Annotated in this window: 15 protein-coding genes; 1 reads left to right on the top strand and 14 read right to left on the bottom strand. The window is 60.5% G+C overall.

Translation table 11 applies throughout. From position 1 onward, the window contains the following. Positions 1-46: 46 nt before the first annotated feature. The 4 genes from ACO08A_RS05855 to ACO08A_RS05840 all read right to left on the bottom strand — a co-directional run bounded on the left by ACO08A_RS05855 (position 47) and on the right by ACO08A_RS05840 (position 6,651). Positions 47-1,930 carry an Ig-like domain-containing protein gene (locus ACO08A_RS05855; protein ID WP_422040244.1) on the bottom strand — a complete coding sequence of 628 codons (1,884 nt, stop codon included), beginning with the start codon at positions 1,928-1,930 and terminating at the stop codon, positions 47-49. Positions 1,931-2,370: 440 nt separating this feature from the next. Further along, positions 2,371-4,176: a translation elongation factor 4 gene (gene lepA / locus ACO08A_RS05850; protein WP_421981346.1), complete on the bottom strand. Its 1,806-nt coding sequence runs from the start codon at positions 4,174-4,176 to the stop codon at positions 2,371-2,373. A gap of 234 nt (positions 4,177-4,410) precedes the next feature. Beyond that, complete coding sequence (gene mepA / locus ACO08A_RS05845) at positions 4,411-5,499, bottom strand: penicillin-insensitive murein endopeptidase (protein WP_422040243.1); 1,089 nt, start codon at positions 5,497-5,499, stop codon at positions 4,411-4,413. A gap of 66 nt (positions 5,500-5,565) precedes the next feature. Further along, positions 5,566-6,651 (bottom strand): patatin-like phospholipase family protein, encoded by a 1,086-nt coding sequence (locus ACO08A_RS05840; RefSeq protein WP_422040242.1) that lies wholly within the window; start codon positions 6,649-6,651, stop codon positions 5,566-5,568. 301 nt (positions 6,652-6,952) lie between these two features. Between ACO08A_RS05840 and ACO08A_RS05835 the strand changes: the two genes are divergently transcribed. Continuing rightward, the gene (locus ACO08A_RS05835; protein ID WP_422040241.1) at positions 6,953-8,002 is read left to right on the top strand and encodes a M42 family metallopeptidase; all 1,050 of its coding nucleotides are present in this window, start codon (positions 6,953-6,955) and stop codon (positions 8,000-8,002) included. 81 nt (positions 8,003-8,083) lie between these two features. On the opposite strand, the gene ACO08A_RS05830 is transcribed toward ACO08A_RS05835, so the two are convergent. The 10 genes from ACO08A_RS05830 to ACO08A_RS05785 all read right to left on the bottom strand — a co-directional run bounded on the left by ACO08A_RS05830 (position 8,084) and on the right by ACO08A_RS05785 (position 17,695). Next, a complete protein-coding gene (locus ACO08A_RS05830; RefSeq protein WP_422040240.1) occupies positions 8,084-8,395 on the bottom strand; it encodes an NIPSNAP family protein in 312 nt (103 codons plus the stop codon). A gap of 446 nt (positions 8,396-8,841) precedes the next feature. Next, the gene (locus ACO08A_RS05825) at positions 8,842-9,456 is read right to left on the bottom strand and encodes a hypothetical protein (protein ID WP_422040239.1); all 615 of its coding nucleotides are present in this window, start codon (positions 9,454-9,456) and stop codon (positions 8,842-8,844) included. A gap of 110 nt (positions 9,457-9,566) precedes the next feature. Beyond that, on the bottom strand, positions 9,567-10,235 hold the full coding sequence (locus ACO08A_RS05820) for an alpha/beta hydrolase (RefSeq protein ID WP_422040238.1): 669 nt from the start codon (positions 10,233-10,235) through the stop codon (positions 9,567-9,569). 14 nt (positions 10,236-10,249) lie between these two features. Further along, positions 10,250-11,506 carry a TCR/Tet family MFS transporter gene (locus ACO08A_RS05815; RefSeq protein ID WP_422040237.1) on the bottom strand — a complete coding sequence of 419 codons (1,257 nt, stop codon included), beginning with the start codon at positions 11,504-11,506 and terminating at the stop codon, positions 10,250-10,252. 112 nt (positions 11,507-11,618) lie between these two features. Continuing rightward, positions 11,619-12,926 (bottom strand): tetratricopeptide repeat protein, encoded by a 1,308-nt coding sequence (locus ACO08A_RS05810; protein ID WP_422040236.1) that lies wholly within the window; start codon positions 12,924-12,926, stop codon positions 11,619-11,621. Between the two features lie 64 nt (positions 12,927-12,990). After that, complete coding sequence (locus ACO08A_RS05805; RefSeq protein ID WP_421981354.1) at positions 12,991-13,191, bottom strand: cold-shock protein; 201 nt, start codon at positions 13,189-13,191, stop codon at positions 12,991-12,993. A gap of 371 nt (positions 13,192-13,562) precedes the next feature. Then, entirely contained in the window at positions 13,563-14,021 is a 459-nt protein-coding gene (locus ACO08A_RS05800) for a YtoQ family protein (protein ID WP_420335603.1), read from the bottom strand. 124 nt (positions 14,022-14,145) lie between these two features. Next, entirely contained in the window at positions 14,146-15,951 is a 1,806-nt protein-coding gene (locus ACO08A_RS05795) for an adenylate/guanylate cyclase domain-containing protein (protein ID WP_422040235.1), read from the bottom strand. A 42-nt stretch (positions 15,952-15,993) separates the two neighbouring features. Further along, the gene (locus ACO08A_RS05790) at positions 15,994-16,851 is read right to left on the bottom strand and encodes an SDR family oxidoreductase (RefSeq protein ID WP_422040234.1); all 858 of its coding nucleotides are present in this window, start codon (positions 16,849-16,851) and stop codon (positions 15,994-15,996) included. Between the two features lie 4 nt (positions 16,852-16,855). Beyond that, on the bottom strand, positions 16,856-17,695 hold the full coding sequence (locus tag ACO08A_RS05785) for a TrmH family RNA methyltransferase (RefSeq protein WP_422040233.1): 840 nt from the start codon (positions 17,693-17,695) through the stop codon (positions 16,856-16,858). Between the last annotated feature and the right edge of the window lie 27 nt (positions 17,696-17,722).

Genomic DNA, 17,722 nt, shown 5'->3' with positions numbered 1-17,722 from the left:
ATATGGGTGCGGTGGGCCGAGACGGGTTTGTCAGTCTGCGAGCCGGTCAGGTCAGCCCGAGCCCGGTGTCCTCGACGGTGAATTGCAGGGTCATGGTTTCCAGCAGGTCGCCGGCACCCTTGTCCTCGCTATAGGCGCTGAACTGAAGTTCCTGCGGACCTGCTTCCAGCATCATGCCATCATAGAAGTCTCCCCTGGTGTCGCCAAAGAGCGCATAAGGCTCAACGTTCTCCAGGCGGGATTGCGATCCGAGCGTGAGCCGGACACTCTCCACCGGACTGTCCGCGTCGAGATGGTAGGCGGCGATCGACACGTTGCGTCCCTCGAACAGGTCCGCGGCAAGTACGTCGCCGTCGCTCAGCGTGGTGATGACCTCGTTCGTGTCCGTGTCGACGAAGTTGAACGTGAGATAGTCCGAGGCCTCGTCCGGATCGGAACCTGTGCCGGTCACTGTGACCGTGACGGTCGCTTCGCCGCTGACGCCGCCATTCCCGTCGGAAACTTCATATTGGAACGACTGTTCACCGGCAGCGTCCGCATCCGGCGTAAAAACAATCTTGCCGTTACTGACCTCCGCGCTGCCGCTTGCCGGTGGCTCGGTGATCGTGATGGTCAGGGCATCCCCGTCCGCATCGCTGTCATTGGCAAGGACGTCGATGACGACCGGTTCGCCGGCCGATGTGGATGCGGTGTCGGCGTTTGCCACCGGCGCGGTATTTGCCGGAGCCCCCGGCCCTCCGAAGGCGGGCGAGCCTTCGATGAAGGATCTGGCGTCTTCCGGCGTGCCGTTCTCGATCCCGGTGAGGGCGTAGAACAACATGCCCGCGTCGGACGGATCATTCTTCTTGGTGGAGCCGGCTGTGTCCATGATATCGCGCGCATCCTGCAGCGTCGGATCGTCGGCTGCGTCCAGCCAGGACCAGCCGCTGTTGTTGAAACCCTTGGAGTTGTTGTTGCCGTCATTCTGGTCCCGGATGTCGATTTGCGTGACCTCGGGAAAGTCATCGCGGATATCGTCCCACGTTCTGGCTGCGGTCAGGTCCGGATCGCTCGGATTGTTGATGACGTCCCGGTTTTCGTTCCAGCTGGAATGGGACAGGAGCGTGATGTTTGCGTGGTTCGACGGGTCGGTCTGCTCAAGCGCACGGTAGACGGCTTCCATTGGACCGCCCTCGATCATCAGGACCTTCTGACCCGAATTCAGCTTCTCGACGAGCAGGGCCGTGGTGCCGTCGATGTCGTCCTGGTAGTTATGGGCATCAAGGCCGAGGCTCTTCGCGAATTCGCCGCCGTCATCGAGCTTGGCCTTGCGCCCGTTCGCATTGGCCTCGGCAAGATTGTTGCCATAGAGCAGCGTCGTCTTGTCCTCGATCCCGGCCGCCTTTGCCAGGAGGGCGGCAACCGGTATTGCGGCGATATCGTCCGGATCGTTGTTGTTGCCGTCAAAATGGAAGAACACGTGGTCGAACTGGTTGATCAGGGCGTCCGGTGCGACCGTGACCGGGTCGTCGTCAGGCCCTTCGTCATCCCCGGGCGAGCCGTCTTCGAAGCTGAAGGGCAGGGAAAAGGAATCAAGCAGGCTCCCCGTCTTGTTCGGACCGCTATAGACCATGACGCTGAGGGACTGGTCACCAGATGTGAACCCGGTCGTGCCGCTGTAGTTGCCATTGATGTCGCCGAAAAGCGCGAACGGGCTGACATTTTCAACGCGGGTCGTGCCGCCGAGCGACAGCTCCACGCTGCCGATGGCAGGCCCGTCCTCGTGCGCCCGGGCAGCGATCGTGACGTTCCGGCCTGAATAGTCGTCCGGGCTGATGTCGTCGCCGGGTGACAAGTATCGGATGATCTCGTTGGTGTCGGCATCTGCCAGGTAAAAGGTCAGAAGCCCCTCACCGGGCGCGGCGGCAAAAGAGTCGTTTGCAGTGCTCATCGCAATTTCCTCAAGGGTGGTTGGATAGACTTGAGAGCTTGCAAATGCCTAGGCGGTTTCACTCGGCGCGCTGCCGATGAATTTTGAATTGGAAGAATTATTACTTTATTGTTCGATTCGAATATTAAATTACAAAATAAATTAGATAAGAAAGTGGCATTTGTATTGCGTAATTATAGTATTATTTGCGATATTTATTTTGATTTAAAAATAAACTCATCGGGATTTGCCGCGAAGACAACGACAGCAACGCGCACCGGCAAGCGTTTGCCGTCATGCCATGGCTTGACCATGGCATCCATGCCGTTCCGGTCCCATCTGGTACGGCTTATGCGTGTGAAGGCGTCAGGGCGTGGACTGCCGGATCAGGTCCGGCAAGAACGGGAGTTGGACAGGCTGCGCGCGCGGCTGAACCGTGCCTCCAGCGCTTGCACCCCTGTTCACTCGTCCATCTTGAGGGCCTGGATGAAGGCTTCCTGGGGGATTTCGACCTTGCCGAACTGGCGCATCTTCTTCTTGCCCGCCTTCTGCTTTTCCAGAAGCTTGCGCTTGCGGGTGGCATCGCCGCCGTAGCATTTCGCGGTCACGTCCTTGCGCAGCGCGGCGATCGTCTCGCGGGCAATGACGCGTCCGCCGAGGGCGGCCTGGATCGGGATCTTGAACATGTGCCGCGGGATCAGGTCCTTCAGCTTTTCGCACATGGCGCGGCCGCGCCGCTCCGCCTGGCTGCGGTGCACCAGCACGGACAGCGCGTCGACCGGTTCCTCGTTGACCAGGATCGACATCTTGACGAGATCGCCGGCCCGGTAGTCGGAAATCTGGTAGTCGAACGAGGCATAGCCCTTGGAGACCGACTTCAGCCGGTCGTAGAAATCGAAGACGACTTCGTTGAGCGGCAGGTCGTAGGAGACCATGGCACGGCTCCCTACATAGGACAGGTCCACCTGGATGCCGCGCCGTTCCTGGCACAGTTTCAGGATCGCGCCCAGATACTCGTCCGGGGTCATGATGGTCGCCCGGATCCACGGTTCACGGATTTCGGAAATCTTGACGACATCCGGCATGTCGGCCGGGTTGTGCAGCTCGACATCTGAGCCGTCGGTCAGCGTCATCTGGTAGACAACGGACGGGGCCGTTGCAATCAGGTCCAGATTGAATTCGCGCGACAGCCGCTCCTGAATGATCTCCAGGTGCAGCAGGCCGAGAAAGCCGCAGCGGAAGCCGAAGCCGAGCGCCGCCGACGTTTCCATCTCGAAGGAGAAGCTTGCATCGTTGAGGCGCAGCTTGCCCATCGCCGCACGCAGGTCTTCGAAATCGTTGGCATCGACCGGAAACAGGCCGCAGAACACGACCGGCTGGGCCGGCTTGAAGCCCGGCAGCGGCTCGGTGCAGGGTTTCTTGTCCAGCGTGATGGTATCGCCGACCCTCGTGTCGGCCACTTCCTTGATCGAGCCGGTGATGACGCCGATTTCGCCTGACCGCAACTCGTCCACCTGGATGAATTTCGGCGTCATGACGCCGACCCGGTCGACGTCATAGGACGCGCCGGTGCCCATCATCTTGATCTTCTGGCCCTTCTTGAGGGTGCCGTTGATGACGCGCACCAGAACCATCACGCCGAGATAGGTGTCGTACCAGCTGTCGACTAGCATCGCCTTCAGCGTGTCGTCCGGATCGCCTTCCGGGGCGGGCAGCTTCTGGACGATCGCTTCCAGGACGTCTTCCACGCCAAGCCCGGTCTTGGCGGAGATCATGCAGGCATCCGACGCGTCAATGCCGATGACATCCTCGATCTGTTCCTTGATCCGGTCCGGCTCGGCAGCGGGGAGGTCGATCTTGTTCAGGACGGTGACGATTTCGTGGTCGTTGTCGATCGCCTGATAGACGTTGGCTAGCGTCTGCGCTTCCACGCCCTGCGACGCATCGACCACAAGCAGCGAACCTTCGCAGGCGGCAAGCGAGCGGGACACCTCGTAGGCGAAGTCCACGTGGCCCGGCGTGTCGATCAGGTTCAGCGTGTATTGCTGGCCGTCCTTGGCATTGTAGATGAGCCGGACGGTCTGCGCCTTGATGGTGATGCCGCGTTCGCGCTCGATATCCATGGAATCGAGAACCTGATCGGTCATTTCGCGATCGGTCATCGTTCCCGTCATCTGGATCAGGCGGTCGGCCAGGGTCGATTTGCCGTGATCGATGTGGGCAACGATGGAGAAATTTCGGATGTTGGAAAGCGTCTTCGTCGTCATGGCCGCCCGTTTACCACCGCAATTTGCTTTCGACCAGAAAAATGCGAGCGCGAAGGCCGGAAATCCGTTGCTTTTTTTCAACTTTTTGGAATGAACCGGCCGCAAGGTGCCCGACGTCGAAGACAAAGCGCCGATTGGCGTGGCGTGTTGCGGATCGGGAACGCGAGAAAGCGAGGCCTGCCAGCCGGTCATACTCGCCCGTCGGAGCGCGACAGGAGGGGGGTGGGGACGCGGTCAGTTCGCCGTCAGAACCGTCCTGCAGTCTTTTGGAAGCGCCGCAAGCGCCATCGGGCGTTTCTTGACGACCTTGGGTTTCTCGCCCGCCTTGGGCGGGTTCTTCGGCACCCACGGTTCATCGGAGAGCCAGTAGGCCAGGTGCGATCCGCAGCCGTCGCCGGGCGGCGGCGGGTCCTGGTTCTTGCAGCCGGCACTTCCTGCCGGACAGGAGAGCCGGACATGAAAATGATAGTGATGGCCCCACCACGGCCGCACCTTCCGGAGCCAGGCGCGGTCCTTGCTCTTTTCGAATTCGCAGAGCGCCTTTTTGATCGTCGGATTGACGAAGATACGGGCGACACGAGCGTCGGACGCTGCCCGGCGGATCAGCCGCGCATGCGTGTCTGTCCATTTGGCCGGGTCGACGCTGCGGTCGGCGCCCTTGACGTCAAGCGGCCCCTTGAGCATCGAGATGAAGGGAATTTCCTCGCGCTCTTCGGCACTCAGGCGCCGGTTCGGCATTTCCCTCAGCCAGATGTCGGCATCAAGTCCGATCTGGTGGCTGGAGTGGCCGAACAGCATCGGTCCGCCGCGCGGCTGCGCCAGATCACCGACGAGCAGACCGTTCCAGCCCACCTTGGGAGCATCCGCCGCAAGATCCTTCAGATAGTCGATCAGGTCGGGATGACCCCATGCTCGGTTCCTGGAAAGCTTCATCACCTGCCAGGTCGGACCGTCTGCGGGAAGCGAGGCACCGCCCGCCAGGCAACCTTTTGCGTAGGATCCGATCGCCCGTGCTTTCAGCGGCGCAGGGCCGTCCGCCGCGCCGAAATAGTCCTTCGCCGGCAATTGCGAGCGCAGCACGAGTTTCGGCGTTTCGGCGACATATCCTTCCGGGACATCGCGTTTCCTCACCGGTACCGGAACCCCGGCAACGGTGGGGACGCTCGGCTGGGTGATTTCGGCGACGCTCCGTGCCGGTTTGTCTGCGGGAACGGGCATCGGATTTGCAAGCGCCGGTCCGGCTGAACTCAGACCCAAAAGGAGACCGAAACCGGCAAGGGGCAGCTTGCAGGACATCCGTTTCGCTGCTTGGGACTTGCTCACGTCAGTGCCTCGTGCATGTTCCCTGCGGGCCGCTTGGCGGGAGATTGGTCGCGGCGGCGCGCGCCTTCAGGCAGCATGCACCAGATCGGCCCCCTGCGCATCTGTTTCCGAGGTTTCCACCTGCGCTTTCAACAGATCGGCGAACTCGTCGAGAAGAACGGTGTTGTCCCGAATGATCCGGTCAGCCGCACCATTCAGCAGGATGATGTTGCCCGGGCGGGCGTTGTCCATGTCCTCGGCTTCCGGTTCCAGTGCGGTATCGAGACGGTGATAGGTGACGTTGTCCATCAGGCCGAACAGGTGCTCCGCCTGGTACTCGGCGGTCTGCGATTGTCCGTCGGAGAAGATGGACAGGATCGGGACACCCTTTGATGGCTGCATCCAGCCGAGGGCTCCCCAGCCGATAGCCTCCTGGTAGGGAAATGGCCGTTCCGAGGCGCGGCCGGTGCCGAGGGAGAGAATGACGATCTCGTCGCCCTCCCAGCCGAGCTTGCGTGTCTCAAGATAGGCTGCGATCGCCGGATCCTTCATGAACACGCCCCCGTCGACCAGGGCCTCTTCGCGTTTGCGGCTCAGGTTTTCAACGCGCGCCGGTTCGAAATAGGAAGGCGCTGCAGTCGTCGCCCGCACGGCTTGCCAGAAATAATAGTCGTCGGGCCGGCCGCCATTTTCCTCCAGTCCGTTCGTCATGAAGACAGCCTTGCGCTGCTCGATGTCGTAGGCTGTCAGCACGAGTTTGGTCAGCGCGCTTGCCATGGAGGTCCAGCCGAAACGCTCCTTGAGCAGCTTCTCCAGCGGACGCGCGTCATAGGTTTCGTCGAACAGGCCAAGCGGATTTGTGACGGCACGTGCGAAGCGCGCGGTGATGGAGTTTGTGAAGATATCCCTGGCTTCGCGTTCGTAGAACGCACGCAGCTCGTCGATCGTGGCGGCCGCTTCGCCCGCTTTGCCGCCCGGCCGCGGTGCGCTCAATCCGGCTGTGATCAGGCCGCCGGTCGACGTGCCGGCCATCAGGTCGAACATCTGGTGAAAGGGTTTGTTGACGCCGCGCTGACCCAACCGGGCCTCGAGGGATTCAAGCACGCGCAGGGGAATAAGGCCGCGGACACCGCCGCCGTCAATCGATAGGATGAAACGCTTTTTCTGGGTCATGGTCAGTCCCGGGGTGGTCAAATTCGTAGGGGCAGCGCCTGTTCGCAAACCGGCATCATACGCTTATGTGATCGTTGATTAAATGTTTGCGACCAATTGCGACACTGCAATGGCAATTTTTTAAAGATAGGCCTCAAATGGCAAATTTGGAGAGCAACAGGTTAAGCGAATAGTTGGAATTCTGCTGAATTTCCCGATTTGCCACAGATACAACCCGCAATACACACTGGCGACCCTTTATCCGGAGGTTGATTTCGGACTAGGATCGCCCCGATTGCCAATACCCCCAACAGGACGTCCCATGAATATCGATCTACTGCGCCGACTTTGCGAAACTCCGGGTGTGCCGGGCCACGAGCACCGCGTGCGCGCGCTTATCCAGGATGAGATCAAGGGGCTTTTCGACGAGGTCACGGTCGACCCGATGGGATCGCTTCTGTGCCGGCGTGACAGCCGCAAGGCTCCCAGGAAAGGCGCCCCGAAAAAGGTCATGCTGCTGTGCCATATGGACGAGATCGGTTTTCTGGTCTCCCATGTCACCGACAAGGGGTTTCTGCACGTTCAGCCGGTCGGCGGCTTTGATGCGCGGAACCTGTTCTCGCGCCGCGTTCTTGTCTCCACCGATGATGGCGACTTCAAGGGGGTCATGAACCCGGGCGGCAAGCCGATCCACATCTCGTCCCCGGAAGAACGCAAGAAAATTCCCGAGCCCAAGGACTTCGTGGTCGATCTGGGTCTGGGCGAAAAGACCAAGGATGTGATCAATGTCGGCGACATGGTGACGATGGACGAGCCGCTGATCGAAATCGGCGAGAAGGTCGTCTCGAAGGCGCTCGACAACCGCATTGCCTGCTGGCTCGGGATCGAGGCCGTCAAGGGTCTCGGCAAGGCCAGGCACGAATGCGAAATCCATGTCGCGTTCACCTGTCAGGAGGAAGTCGGACTGCGCGGCGCGCGGACTTCGTCCTTCGCCATCAAGCCGGATATCGGTCTTGGCGTCGACACGACCCTTGCCTGCGACACGCCGGGTGTGCCCGAACAGGACCGCACTACCGTTCAGGGCAACGGCTTCGGCCTTCATGTCAAGGACAGCAGTTTCATCGCGGACCGGGACCTCGTGAAGGAATTCGAGGCGCTGGCGCAGAAGGAAAAGATCCCGTTCCAGCGCACCATGCTCGCGGCCGGTGGCCAGGACGGCGCAGCGGCCCAGCAGGCTGCCGCGGGCGCCAAGGCCGTCGGCATCGTGGTCGGGACACGCTACATTCACACGGTCACCGAGATGATCCACAAGTCGGACCTTCAGGCGGCGCTGGATGTGCTCGTTGCCTATCTGAAAAAAGCCAAGAGCTGATGCGGTCACGGGGCGAGCCCCATTGCGTGACGATCTTAGGAATTGAGGCGGCTGGCGCGCGCCGACGTCAACGCTAAGGCGTCAGCCGTCAGCCGTCACGGGCCTCAGAAAGTGCCGGTCATATCGGCGGATGCAGTCCGTTTCCTCCGCAAAGGCGATCGCCTTCCGGCATGCCTCGTCTTCCATGCTTTGCGCGCGATAGGCTTCATATGCTGCAAGGGACGGGTACGAAAACAGGCAGACCGCGAGATCGTTCGGACCTTCATGCGGCAGGTAGTAGCCGTGATGGGTGCCGCCGAACTTCTCCACGAGCGGGATCCACATGCGGGCATATTCTTCAAACTCCGCCGTCTTGGCCGGATTGATCTCGTATTTGATGTAACAGGTGATCATATGCGCTTTTCTCCCGTGTCCGCACCCTCTTCGGGTACGGGTCGACAGCGTCGATAACAGATTCTTCGGGAGAGGTGCGGTCCAAAAAATCGGCGCAGAGGCATTGCCGCCAGGATTGGTGGAAGGGATCGATTGTCACCGGTCAATTCAGGATTGTTTCCGCTTGTGACCAGGTCGGAATGCGGAACGCGTCCCGGATTTGTCTTCCCGGTTTGCCGCGTGAGCGGCAAGACCGGGACCCGCTGTCTCTAGTGACTGAAAGAAGACGGAGAAACAAGTGGTTGCTGGGTTCCGGCCTTTCGCTGCGCTTCAGTCGGAGTGACAAGTCTATTTACGGAGTTTGACTGGCCAGGATCATCGCGCACCAAAAGCAAAACCCCGCCTCAGGGGCGGGGCCGATGGACTTTGCACGGCGGTTCGTCCGCCGGCATCAGGGATCAGGTCGTTCAGGCGAGCCGGTTGGCCAGGTTGGAAACCTGTTCGCCGGTTCCGGCATAGAGTTCGCTGACCGATGCGCTCAGATAGCTGAACGAGCTGTCGCCGAAGTCTCCCTCGATCGTGGCCGCGCTGGCCGAGCGGACCGACAGTCCCGTTTCGCTGTCGTAGGATACCCGCTCGTAGGAGACGAACTGCGCGGATATCGTTTCTCCGCCAATCTCGGCTTCGATCGTGGTTGTTGAAATCGATGCGCTTTCATAGGCAACGGATGCCGACACGCCGCTGTCTTCTTCACCGAGTGCTGCCTGCAGTTTTCCGGCCGTTTTCTGATAGTCTTCGACCGTTGCCAGAGCGCGCTCACGGCTTTCTTCCTCGTCCTCGCCCTTGCCCTTTTCCACGGCCTGCTGAAGCGCTGCGATCACGACCGCGTCTTCCTCGGCTTTCTTGCTGGCGGCTTCGAGAGCGGAAGCGGGGGCGGTCTTGTTGAGGCCGTTGCGCTGGCCGATTTCGTGCCCGTATGCGTTGCCTTTCGGGCCGGGTCTGGATCCTTCCGGACCATTGCTCGAAAACGAGGCGGAAAACAGGCTTGCACTCTGTGTCGTGGTTTCGACTGTGATTTGCATGGGCGTGGTCCCGGGTTCACCTGACCGTTCTGGGCAGGCGGAGTTCTCTTAATATTCACTTAATCAAGTAAACATGCCGTTAACCCTGGAACGGCCTGCAGTCCGGCGTCTCACGGCCTTCCGGAAAAGGCGTCCTGAAGAAAACGCCCGCCCAGCGTCACGCCCCTGTCGTCGATGGAATGGCCGAGCCCGGGCAGTTCATGGAGGTCCGTTTCGACTCCGGCGCCTGACAATGCGTCGCTGGCCACAGCTGCATGATAGCTGGGAACGACATCGTCGTCCTCGCCGTGAACGATGAGAACCGGGCTCTCCGTCTGAACCCCTTGAAGCCGGTCGGCTCCCGGGAGCAGACCGGAATAGGCGAGAAGGGCGGCCGGTGGCCGGCTTCGCCTGAGGCCGCACTGCAGCGCCATCATGGCACCCTGGCTGAAACCGAACAGCGCAAGAGCGTCGTCTTTCAGGGCGAACTCTGCCAGCACCATGTCCAGGAACCGGTCAAGAACCGGCCGGGCTGCCTCCGCGCCGATCCGGTATTCTGCCGGCGTGCGTTCGCTCAGGGCGAACCATTGGCGTCCGCCGAACCCGGCAAACGGCAGAGGTTCAGGCGCGTGCGGTGCGATGAAAGCCGCGTCCGGAAGCAGGGCCTGCCAGAAACGGCCGAGATCGATCAGGTCGTTGCCGTCGGCACCATACCCGTGCAGCAGAACGACAAGCCGGCGCACCGGTAAGCCGTCATCGGGAAGACGTCTGGGGCCATCAAGATCAGGGGCGTCCGTCATGCTTTGATGCTCCGCTACGGGGTTCGGTTACCGGGCTCGGCACTGTCGGAAAGCGTGTTCCCGAGCTTCAGGAACGGCAGCGCGATCAGCATCGCAGCCAGGATCAGCAGCCAGGCGAGTGCGAAGGGCGCACCGGGAAAATAGAACGGCGCGCCGGGTGCGGAAAAATAGGCAAAGGTCTGCGTCATGACAAACGGGCTGATGACCATGGACAGGCCGGCCACGGCTGAAATCAGGCCCTGCAATTCACCTTGCGCGTTGTCCGGTATGCGATTGGACATAAGACCCGTGAAGGCGGGTGTCGCCAGAGCGCCGAGTGAGGCGAAAACGATCATCGCGTAGGCCATCCAGCCGCTCTCGGCGAACGCAAGGCCTGTCATGGCCACGAGGTTTGCGCTCAATCCGATGAAGAGCGTGCGGCCGGCCCCGAACTTCGGTTCGATGACGCGGATCAGGTAGCCTTGGGCGATCGCGAACCCGACGCCGACAAGCGCGAGTGACAAGCCGATATCGGCTGGCGTCCAGGCAAATCTTTCTTGCGTGAAGAAGCTCCAGATCGCGGGATAGACATAATGGCCGATGTCAAAAAGGAAGAGAGCAAGGAGCAGCGTACGTACGGCGGGAAACTTGGCGATCTGCTTCAATGCACCGAGCGGGTTTGCCCGTTTCCAGTCGAATGGGCGGCGGTTCTCCTGCTTGAGCGTTTCAGGCAGTATGAAATAACCGAAGAGGAAGTTGACGAAGGACAGCGCCGCTGCCGCAAAGAAGGGCGCCCGAGGGCCATATTCCCCGAGGAAGCCGCCGATCATCGGGCCAAGCACGAACCCGACACCGAACCCGGCCCCCACAAGGCCGAAGTTTTTGGCCCGGTCTTTCTTCGATGAGACATCGGCTATGTAGGCGGAGGCTGCCGAAAACGTGGCGCCGGCGACGCCGGAAATCGTGCGGCCGATGAAGAGCACCAGCAGGTTCCACGACAGGGCCATGACCAGATAGTCGACCGCCATGGTGAACATGGACACCAGAAGGACCGGGCGGCGGCCGAAGCGGTCGGACAGATTTCCAAGTGTCGGTCCGAACACGAACTGCATCAACGCATAGATGACGCTCAGGGCGCCGCCCCATCGCGCCGCTTCGCTCACCGGCAGCTGGGTCAGTTCCGTCAGCAGGGACGGCATGACCGGCATCATCAGTCCGATGCCCATGGAGTTGATGATCAGCGTGACAAGGATGAACCCGAGTGCACCGCGATTTGGCGGATTGGACGGCAAGGCATTTTCCTGGCAGATCGCAATGGTTGTGGCCGCAAGCGGGCCGGAGTTGACATAAAAAACACGATGGTTTGCTTCTGGCCAGCCCCGCCCGGCCTCAGCCTGCCCGCGCTCAGGATGATTGCGGCGCCATCACCTGGAAGATCAGGCCCTGCACGTCCTTGCCGAGTTCCCGGCGCAGGACGTCCTTTCGGTCCTGTGCGTAAATGAGGGATGCGCTTTCGGCACATTTCCGGATGTAGTCCGGCGTATGCGCATAGCGTCCCGAGCTGTCGACGCGAAAACCCCGCGCGCTGCCGTCTTCCAGGTGTTCGACACTTGCGATCAGCCGTCCTCCAGGTTTGAGCGCCTTGGCCAGGGCCTCCATGAAAGGCTGGAGATTGCCGATGTAGCATAAAGTGTCGACGCAGACGGCAAGGTCGAACCGGGTTGGCAGGTCATCGCTCAGGAACGAGACAAGCTCGCCCTCCACCAGAAAGTCGTAGACCTCCAGCTCGGCTGCTTTTTGCATCATCCCCTTGGACAGGTCGACACCGGTCAGCTTCACGCAGTGGTCGCGGATCAGCGGACCGCAAAGCCCGGTTCCACAGCCCAGGTCGACCACGTCCTGGAACTTGGCGGTCTCCTTCTCCGCCAGGGCGACGACATCTTCGGCAACCAGGTCCGGTGCCCGATATCCCAGTTTTTCCAGAACTTCGTCGAAGCTCGCGGCAAACTTGTCGAAATGTCCTGTAACATAGTCTTTCGGAGCGCCCTCAAGCTCGTCTCCGCGCACGGCTGCAAGATGATACTGCGCCGCCTTGTTGTTCGGGTCGGCGTCGACGATCCGCTCAAGGTGTTTCAGCGCGAGATCCTCACGGCCTTCGGCGGCAAGGATGCGTGCGCGCCAGACGGCACTCGGAGATGTTGGCGAGTCAATTTCCAGCGACTTGTTGAACGCGTCGGTTGCCTCTTCGCTGCGCCCCAGGAACATATTGGCAAGACCGTATGTGTGCCATGCTTCGGGGTTTTCGGGATCCAGCCGCACGATCTCCGACATGATGGTCAAAAGCCCTTCATAGTCGCCGGTATTGCGCAGCAGCACGTTGATGTTCTTCCATGCTTCCGGGTGCCGGGGTTCGTATTCAACGGCCTGAACATAGGCAGCAAGCGCACCTTTCGGTTCGCCGGTGAGCTTCAGGATGTTGCCCAGATTGTTCAGGGCCGATGTGTTGCTTCCATTGATTTCGAGAGATCTCTGGATCAATTCGATCGCGCTGTCAGCGCGCCCGACATCGAAGTGAAGCAGGCCGAGGAAGTGCAAACCGTCCGCGTCTTCCGGGTTCTTGCCCAGGATTTCGAGGTAGATGTCCTGCGCGCTCGCAAGGTCGCCGTTGCGATGCGCGGCGATACCTTCCTGCAGCCTTTCGTCAGTTTGCATGTGTCCCCCAATAAAAAAGGGCGGTCGAACCGCCCTTGCTGTCGGAAAGATCCGTAAGGTGAGCTTACAGGACTTTCAGATCTTCAGCTACCATCTGACCGCGGCGCCACTCGAGATCGAACGCCACGAGCTGGCCCTCCTTCAAGGTGTCGATGCCTGACCGGTGCAGGGCTGAAATCTCGACGAGAATATCCTCGCCGTCTTCGGGTTGGATCGTACCGACACCGCGGCGCTGATCGAACCATCTTACGTTTCCATGTTGCATGGAGCTTGCTTTCCAAAATTACGCATCTAGACATACACGCGGGGTTCATATCCCAGCTTTTCAACGTCTTGATGACACTGTTTCAAAGGTGACTGAAGTACTCCTCAGTTTTCCTTCAAAAATAAACGCTCTTCCGCGCAGCTACTCTTCGCTGCCGCAGTCCTGTGCGCAGTTCATTTTATGAAGGGTTCTACTTTCCCGGCTAAGTGGCGCGGGAAAGCTTAGTGTCACTTATTATGGTAAGAAATTTGTTAATTTCAAGATGGCGCCAACTTAGCGCAGAGACGGTCGCGGGCAAGGTGATGCCCGCGCACTGGAAATTCATCATCAACGTGCGCGCGGTTGTCCGCGGGCGCGCGCTGCGGACAGGGTCAGCGATCCAGCTGCCCCAGAATGACATATTTCAGGATCTCTGCGACCTGTTCGGAGGTTTCTGCGACCGCCAGGGCCGCGCCGTCGACCTCCTTGAGCGGATGGGTGAGCGACGGGTCGTGGACGACGATCAGCGACTTGCCGAGAGCCGAGGCGTAACCGGCATCGAAGGCGGCGTTCCATTGTTTGTACTTGTCGCCGAAGCGTACGACCACGATGTCGGCCTTTTCGATCAGCGTACGGGTGCGGATGGCGTTGACCTTGGCACCCTTGTGATCGTACCAGAATTTCTTGTCCTCATCGCCGAGTATGTGGGCGCCGCAATCGTCACTGGCGCCATGATCGGTGACCGGTGCGGAAAACTCGACCGGCAGGTCGAGGGCCTTGACGCCTTCGATGATCCGCTCGCGCCAGTCCGTGTGAATTTCACCTGACAGGTAAACGCGCCAATTGCTCATGTGTCTTTCCTTTGTGTTGCGGCCAGCCGGCTGACAGCTTTGCACCGAAGCTGGGTCGCCGATGCTGCGGCGTCAAGTCCCGCCGCCAAATGCGCTTGATGCTGTCTGCCCCGTCCTTGGGTCGCTATTTCGTATTCAGGTGCCAGACACCGTCCCAGTCTGCTGGTGCTCCCTGGGTTGAAATCAGGTCGAGCCGGTTCAGGAAAACGGCCGCGATCCCATCGTGAGGATGCGCGGCAAGTATCTTTTCGAACCCGGCCCGCGCCTCGGACCAGTTCGCGTCGGAAAAGGCCTGAAGCGCGGCCTCGGAATCTGTCTGCAGTTGCCTGAGCGTATCGGTCATTTTGCTTGTGTGGGCGAGCGGCGCATAAACTCTGGTCGGTTCCGTCTTGCCTTTCACCTGGATCTTGTCGATCGCCCTGAACTCGATACCGGCCGCGGTGTCCCGTGTTCTCTGGCACACAAGGATCTGCGTCCCGTAGATCTTGTTCGCAGCCTCTAGGCGCGCACCGAGATTCACCGTGTCGCCCATGATGGTGTAATTCTTGGTCTTGGCCGACCCGATCGACCCGATCACCGCTTCTCCGGTGGCGATGCCGATCCTCTGCCGCAGGACAGGCAGGTTTTTCTGCAGGCCGGTCAGCTCCGGAAGTTCATGCTGGAACTGCTTCATGAGGTGAACATTCGTCAGGGCGCTCTCCACCGCAAGCGCGGCCTGGTTGCCGTCATCGGAGAACGGCTGCGCCCAGTAGGCCATGATCGCGTCGCCGATATATTTGTCGATGACGCCTTCCCGCGCGGTGATCTCCGACGACATCAGGTCGAGGTAGCGGTTGAGCACGCGGACGAGGCCTGCGGGCGTGAATTGCTCGGAGATCGTGGTGAAGTCGGCAAGGTCCGAGAAATAGACCGAGACCACCTTCTTCTGACCCGCCGTTGCATCCGACTGATCTGCGATCAGACCCGAGACGACCCGCGGGTCGAGATACTGCCCGAACGTGTCCTTGATCCTCTGGGTGCTGCGCAACCCGTCGACCATCGTGTTGAAGCTGCGTGTCAGGGAGCCGATCTCGTCCTTGGAAAGCGGTTTGAGCTCGATCTCGAAATCACCTTCTTCCACGCGCTTCGCACCCGAGGAGAGGGCGCGCATGGGTCTGAGTATTCCGGAAATCACCAGAGAGGACAGGAGCAGGGCAAGCAGCCCCGCCGTTGCCGTCGCCGCAATGCTGGCGTAGAGCGCCTGCTGTTCATGCAGCGCCGCCGTTGCAATCGACTGGTCCGTGAACGCGCTGACATGTTCTCTCAAGGAGTCCAGTCTCTCGATGAGTTTTTGCTCTTCGCTCTCCAGCTGTTCTTCCAGATTCTCCCGCGTTGCCGGCGGCAGATCGGCGGATTTGACGAGATTGAGCGCATGACCGTGAAAACTGCTGTGCTGGGTCTCGATCGCGATCAGGGTCGGGTAAAGGGCCGCAAGCTCCAGTTTGTCTTGCAGCGACGAGGCCTCGTCCTGAGCGTCCCGGACACGGTTTTCGGCGGACCGGAGCAGCTCTTCCACCTTGTTCGCGCTGGTTTCAAACTGCGCCAGACCGGTTTCGAGCCGCTCCTCCAGGTGGCGGATGCGGGCAACAAGCTCCGGGTTCTGCGTGACCGCGGCGTCGATCTCGGCCGCGCTCTTGCCGTAACTGAGCGCCTCCAGACGATCGGCGCGCAGTTCCGCTTCCAGCTTTTCAACCCGCTCCAGCTCGAGTTCTTCCTGAAGTGCGATGACTTCGATCTGCGCGACCTCGTGCCGGAGGGGCGAAAACACGCTCGAAATCAGCTGAAGCTCTTTGTTGATCTCGTATATTTTGTAAATCGAATAGGTGGCGGCTGTTGCCATGATCACGAAAACGATCAGCGATATTCCAAAGATCTTCCATGCTATTCGCATCGGGGTGAACCACCAGGCGGGCTGCGAGCGCTTCAGCGCATCTTAGAGGGTTGTCAGCAGGTCTTTCAAGGCGACCCTGTAGTTGGGATAGCGGAAAGTATATCCCAGTTCGGTTTTGATCCGCGCGTTCGAAACGCGTTTGTTCTCGCCGTAAAAGGATCGTGCCATGGGCGTCAGGTCCGCGGTCTCGAAAGGGATTTCAGGTGGCGGCGTCACGCTGAGCAACTCCGCGGCATAGGTGACGACATCCTGCGGCGGCGCCGGCTCATCGTCGGTGATATTGTAGATCCGCGTTTCAGGCTTTTCGATCGCAAGTTTCAGGGCACCTGCAATATCGGCCACGTGAATACGGTTGAAGACCTGGCCGGGTTTCACGAGACGACGGGCTCTGCCCTTGCGGAAATTCTCGAACGTGTTCCTGCCGGGGCCGTAGATCCCGGAGAGGCGGAAGATCTGAACCGGGACGCCATGCTGTGCGGAAAAATCGAGCCACGCGGTCTCTGCGGCAACCCGCTGCACCGACCGTTTTGAAACCGGCCGGCAAGGTGTGTCTTCATCCACCCAGGCGCCGTCGTGATTGCCGTAGACGCCGACGGTCGACAGATATCCGAGCCAGCCGGGTCTGCCTGCGGCGATGTCATCGCCATGCAGGTTGAGCACGGGGTCGCCCGTCTCGTTCGGCGCGATGGAAACGAGCACATGTGTCGCCGTTTGGAGCGCTTCGGCAATGCCGTCTCCCTGGTCTTCTCCGTTGAAGAGAAAAGGAGCGACGCCCATGTCCTCCAGCACTTCCGCTTTTTCTTCCGAACGGGTGGTTCCGCCGATCCAGTCGAACCGGTCGCGGCATTCCTCGATGAAGGCCCTGGACGAAAAACCGACGCCGAAGACGAAAAGACGCATGACTTCAGAGCTCCAGATGTTTGCGGCGGATTTCATAAAGGGCGACGCCGGTCGCGACCGCCAGATTGAGGCTGTCGGCCTGGCCGGCCTGTGGAATTCTGATCAGGGTCGGGCAGGCGGCGGCCATGTCGTCTTCCAGCCCCTTTTGTTCATTGCCCATGACCAGAAGCACCGGATCCGCGTATTCGGGCGTGCGGTAGTCCACGGACCCCTTCAGGTGGGTTGCCGCAACCGTCCCGGGCCAGGTTCCGGCAAGGGACTTGAACGCGTCCTTGCTCATTCTGGCCAAGGGAACATGGAACAGCGACCCCATCGTTGCGCGCACGGTTTCGACCGCAAATGGATCCGTGCAATCGCCGACCAGCATGACACCGCTGCCGCCGATGGCGTCCACGGTCCGGATGATCGTGCCGAGGTTTCCGGGGTCCCGGACCCGGTCGAGTGCGACCCAGAGCGTGCTCCCGGTCGGGTCGATGTCCTTCGCATCAAGGATTTTCTGTTCGTAGACGCCGACAACCATCTGCGGGTTGTCCTTGCGCGTCATGGCGGACATCACGGCCGTCGACACTTCCAGGATGAGTGCGCCACGGGCCTTCGCCGTTGCGGCTGCCTTCTGGGCGACCGGGTTTTCCCTGGCTTCCGGACCGAGTGCGAGATACCGCACCTCCCAGCCGGCTTCCAGCGCGTCGGTCGCAAGCTTCAGGCCCTCGGCGACGAACAGTCCGGATTGACTGCGATGCTTGCGCTGGGCGACCAGTCCCTTGATCTCCTTGACGATCGGGTTGGCGTGGCTGGTGATCTGTTTCACCGCGCCCTGACGTTTGTCTCTGCCTGTCTGGGACATGCCCCGCTCCGGCGGCCATCGGACGAG

The sequence above is a fragment of the Roseibium sp. genome, assembly GCF_965232425.1.
Taxonomy (GTDB): Bacteria; Pseudomonadota; Alphaproteobacteria; order Rhizobiales; family Stappiaceae; genus Roseibium.
The sequence above is the reverse complement of the archived record's forward strand: the minus strand, read 5'-3'. Positions and strand labels throughout refer to the sequence as shown.

Bases quoted from the DNA above. Each gene is read 5' to 3' on its own strand.
- ACO08A_RS05855 (WP_422040244.1), bottom strand. From the start codon at position 1,930: ATGAGCACTGCAAACGACTCTTTTGCCGCCGCGCCCGGTGAGGGGCTT.
- lepA (WP_421981346.1), bottom strand. From the start codon at position 4,176: ATGACGACGAAGACGCTTTCCAACATCCGAAATTTCTCCATCGTTGCC.
- ACO08A_RS05840 (WP_422040242.1), bottom strand. From the start codon at position 6,651: ATGACCCAGAAAAAGCGTTTCATCCTATCGATTGACGGCGGCGGTGTC.
- ACO08A_RS05835 (WP_422040241.1), top strand. From the start codon at position 6,953: ATGAATATCGATCTACTGCGCCGACTTTGCGAAACTCCGGGTGTGCCG.
- ACO08A_RS05830 (WP_422040240.1), bottom strand. From the start codon at position 8,395: ATGATCACCTGTTACATCAAATACGAGATCAATCCGGCCAAGACGGCG.
- ACO08A_RS05825 (WP_422040239.1), bottom strand. From the start codon at position 9,456: ATGCAAATCACAGTCGAAACCACGACACAGAGTGCAAGCCTGTTTTCC.
- ACO08A_RS05820 (WP_422040238.1), bottom strand. From the start codon at position 10,235: ATGACGGACGCCCCTGATCTTGATGGCCCCAGACGTCTTCCCGATGAC.
- ACO08A_RS05810 (WP_422040236.1), bottom strand. From the start codon at position 12,926: ATGCAAACTGACGAAAGGCTGCAGGAAGGTATCGCCGCGCATCGCAAC.
- ACO08A_RS05805 (WP_421981354.1), bottom strand. From the start codon at position 13,191: ATGCAACATGGAAACGTAAGATGGTTCGATCAGCGCCGCGGTGTCGGT.
- ACO08A_RS05800 (WP_420335603.1), bottom strand. From the start codon at position 14,021: ATGAGCAATTGGCGCGTTTACCTGTCAGGTGAAATTCACACGGACTGG.
- ACO08A_RS05795 (WP_422040235.1), bottom strand. From the start codon at position 15,951: ATGCGAATAGCATGGAAGATCTTTGGAATATCGCTGATCGTTTTCGTG.
- ACO08A_RS05790 (WP_422040234.1), bottom strand. From the start codon at position 16,851: ATGCGTCTTTTCGTCTTCGGCGTCGGTTTTTCGTCCAGGGCCTTCATC.
- ACO08A_RS05785 (WP_422040233.1), bottom strand. From the start codon at position 17,695: ATGTCCCAGACAGGCAGAGACAAACGTCAGGGCGCGGTGAAACAGATC.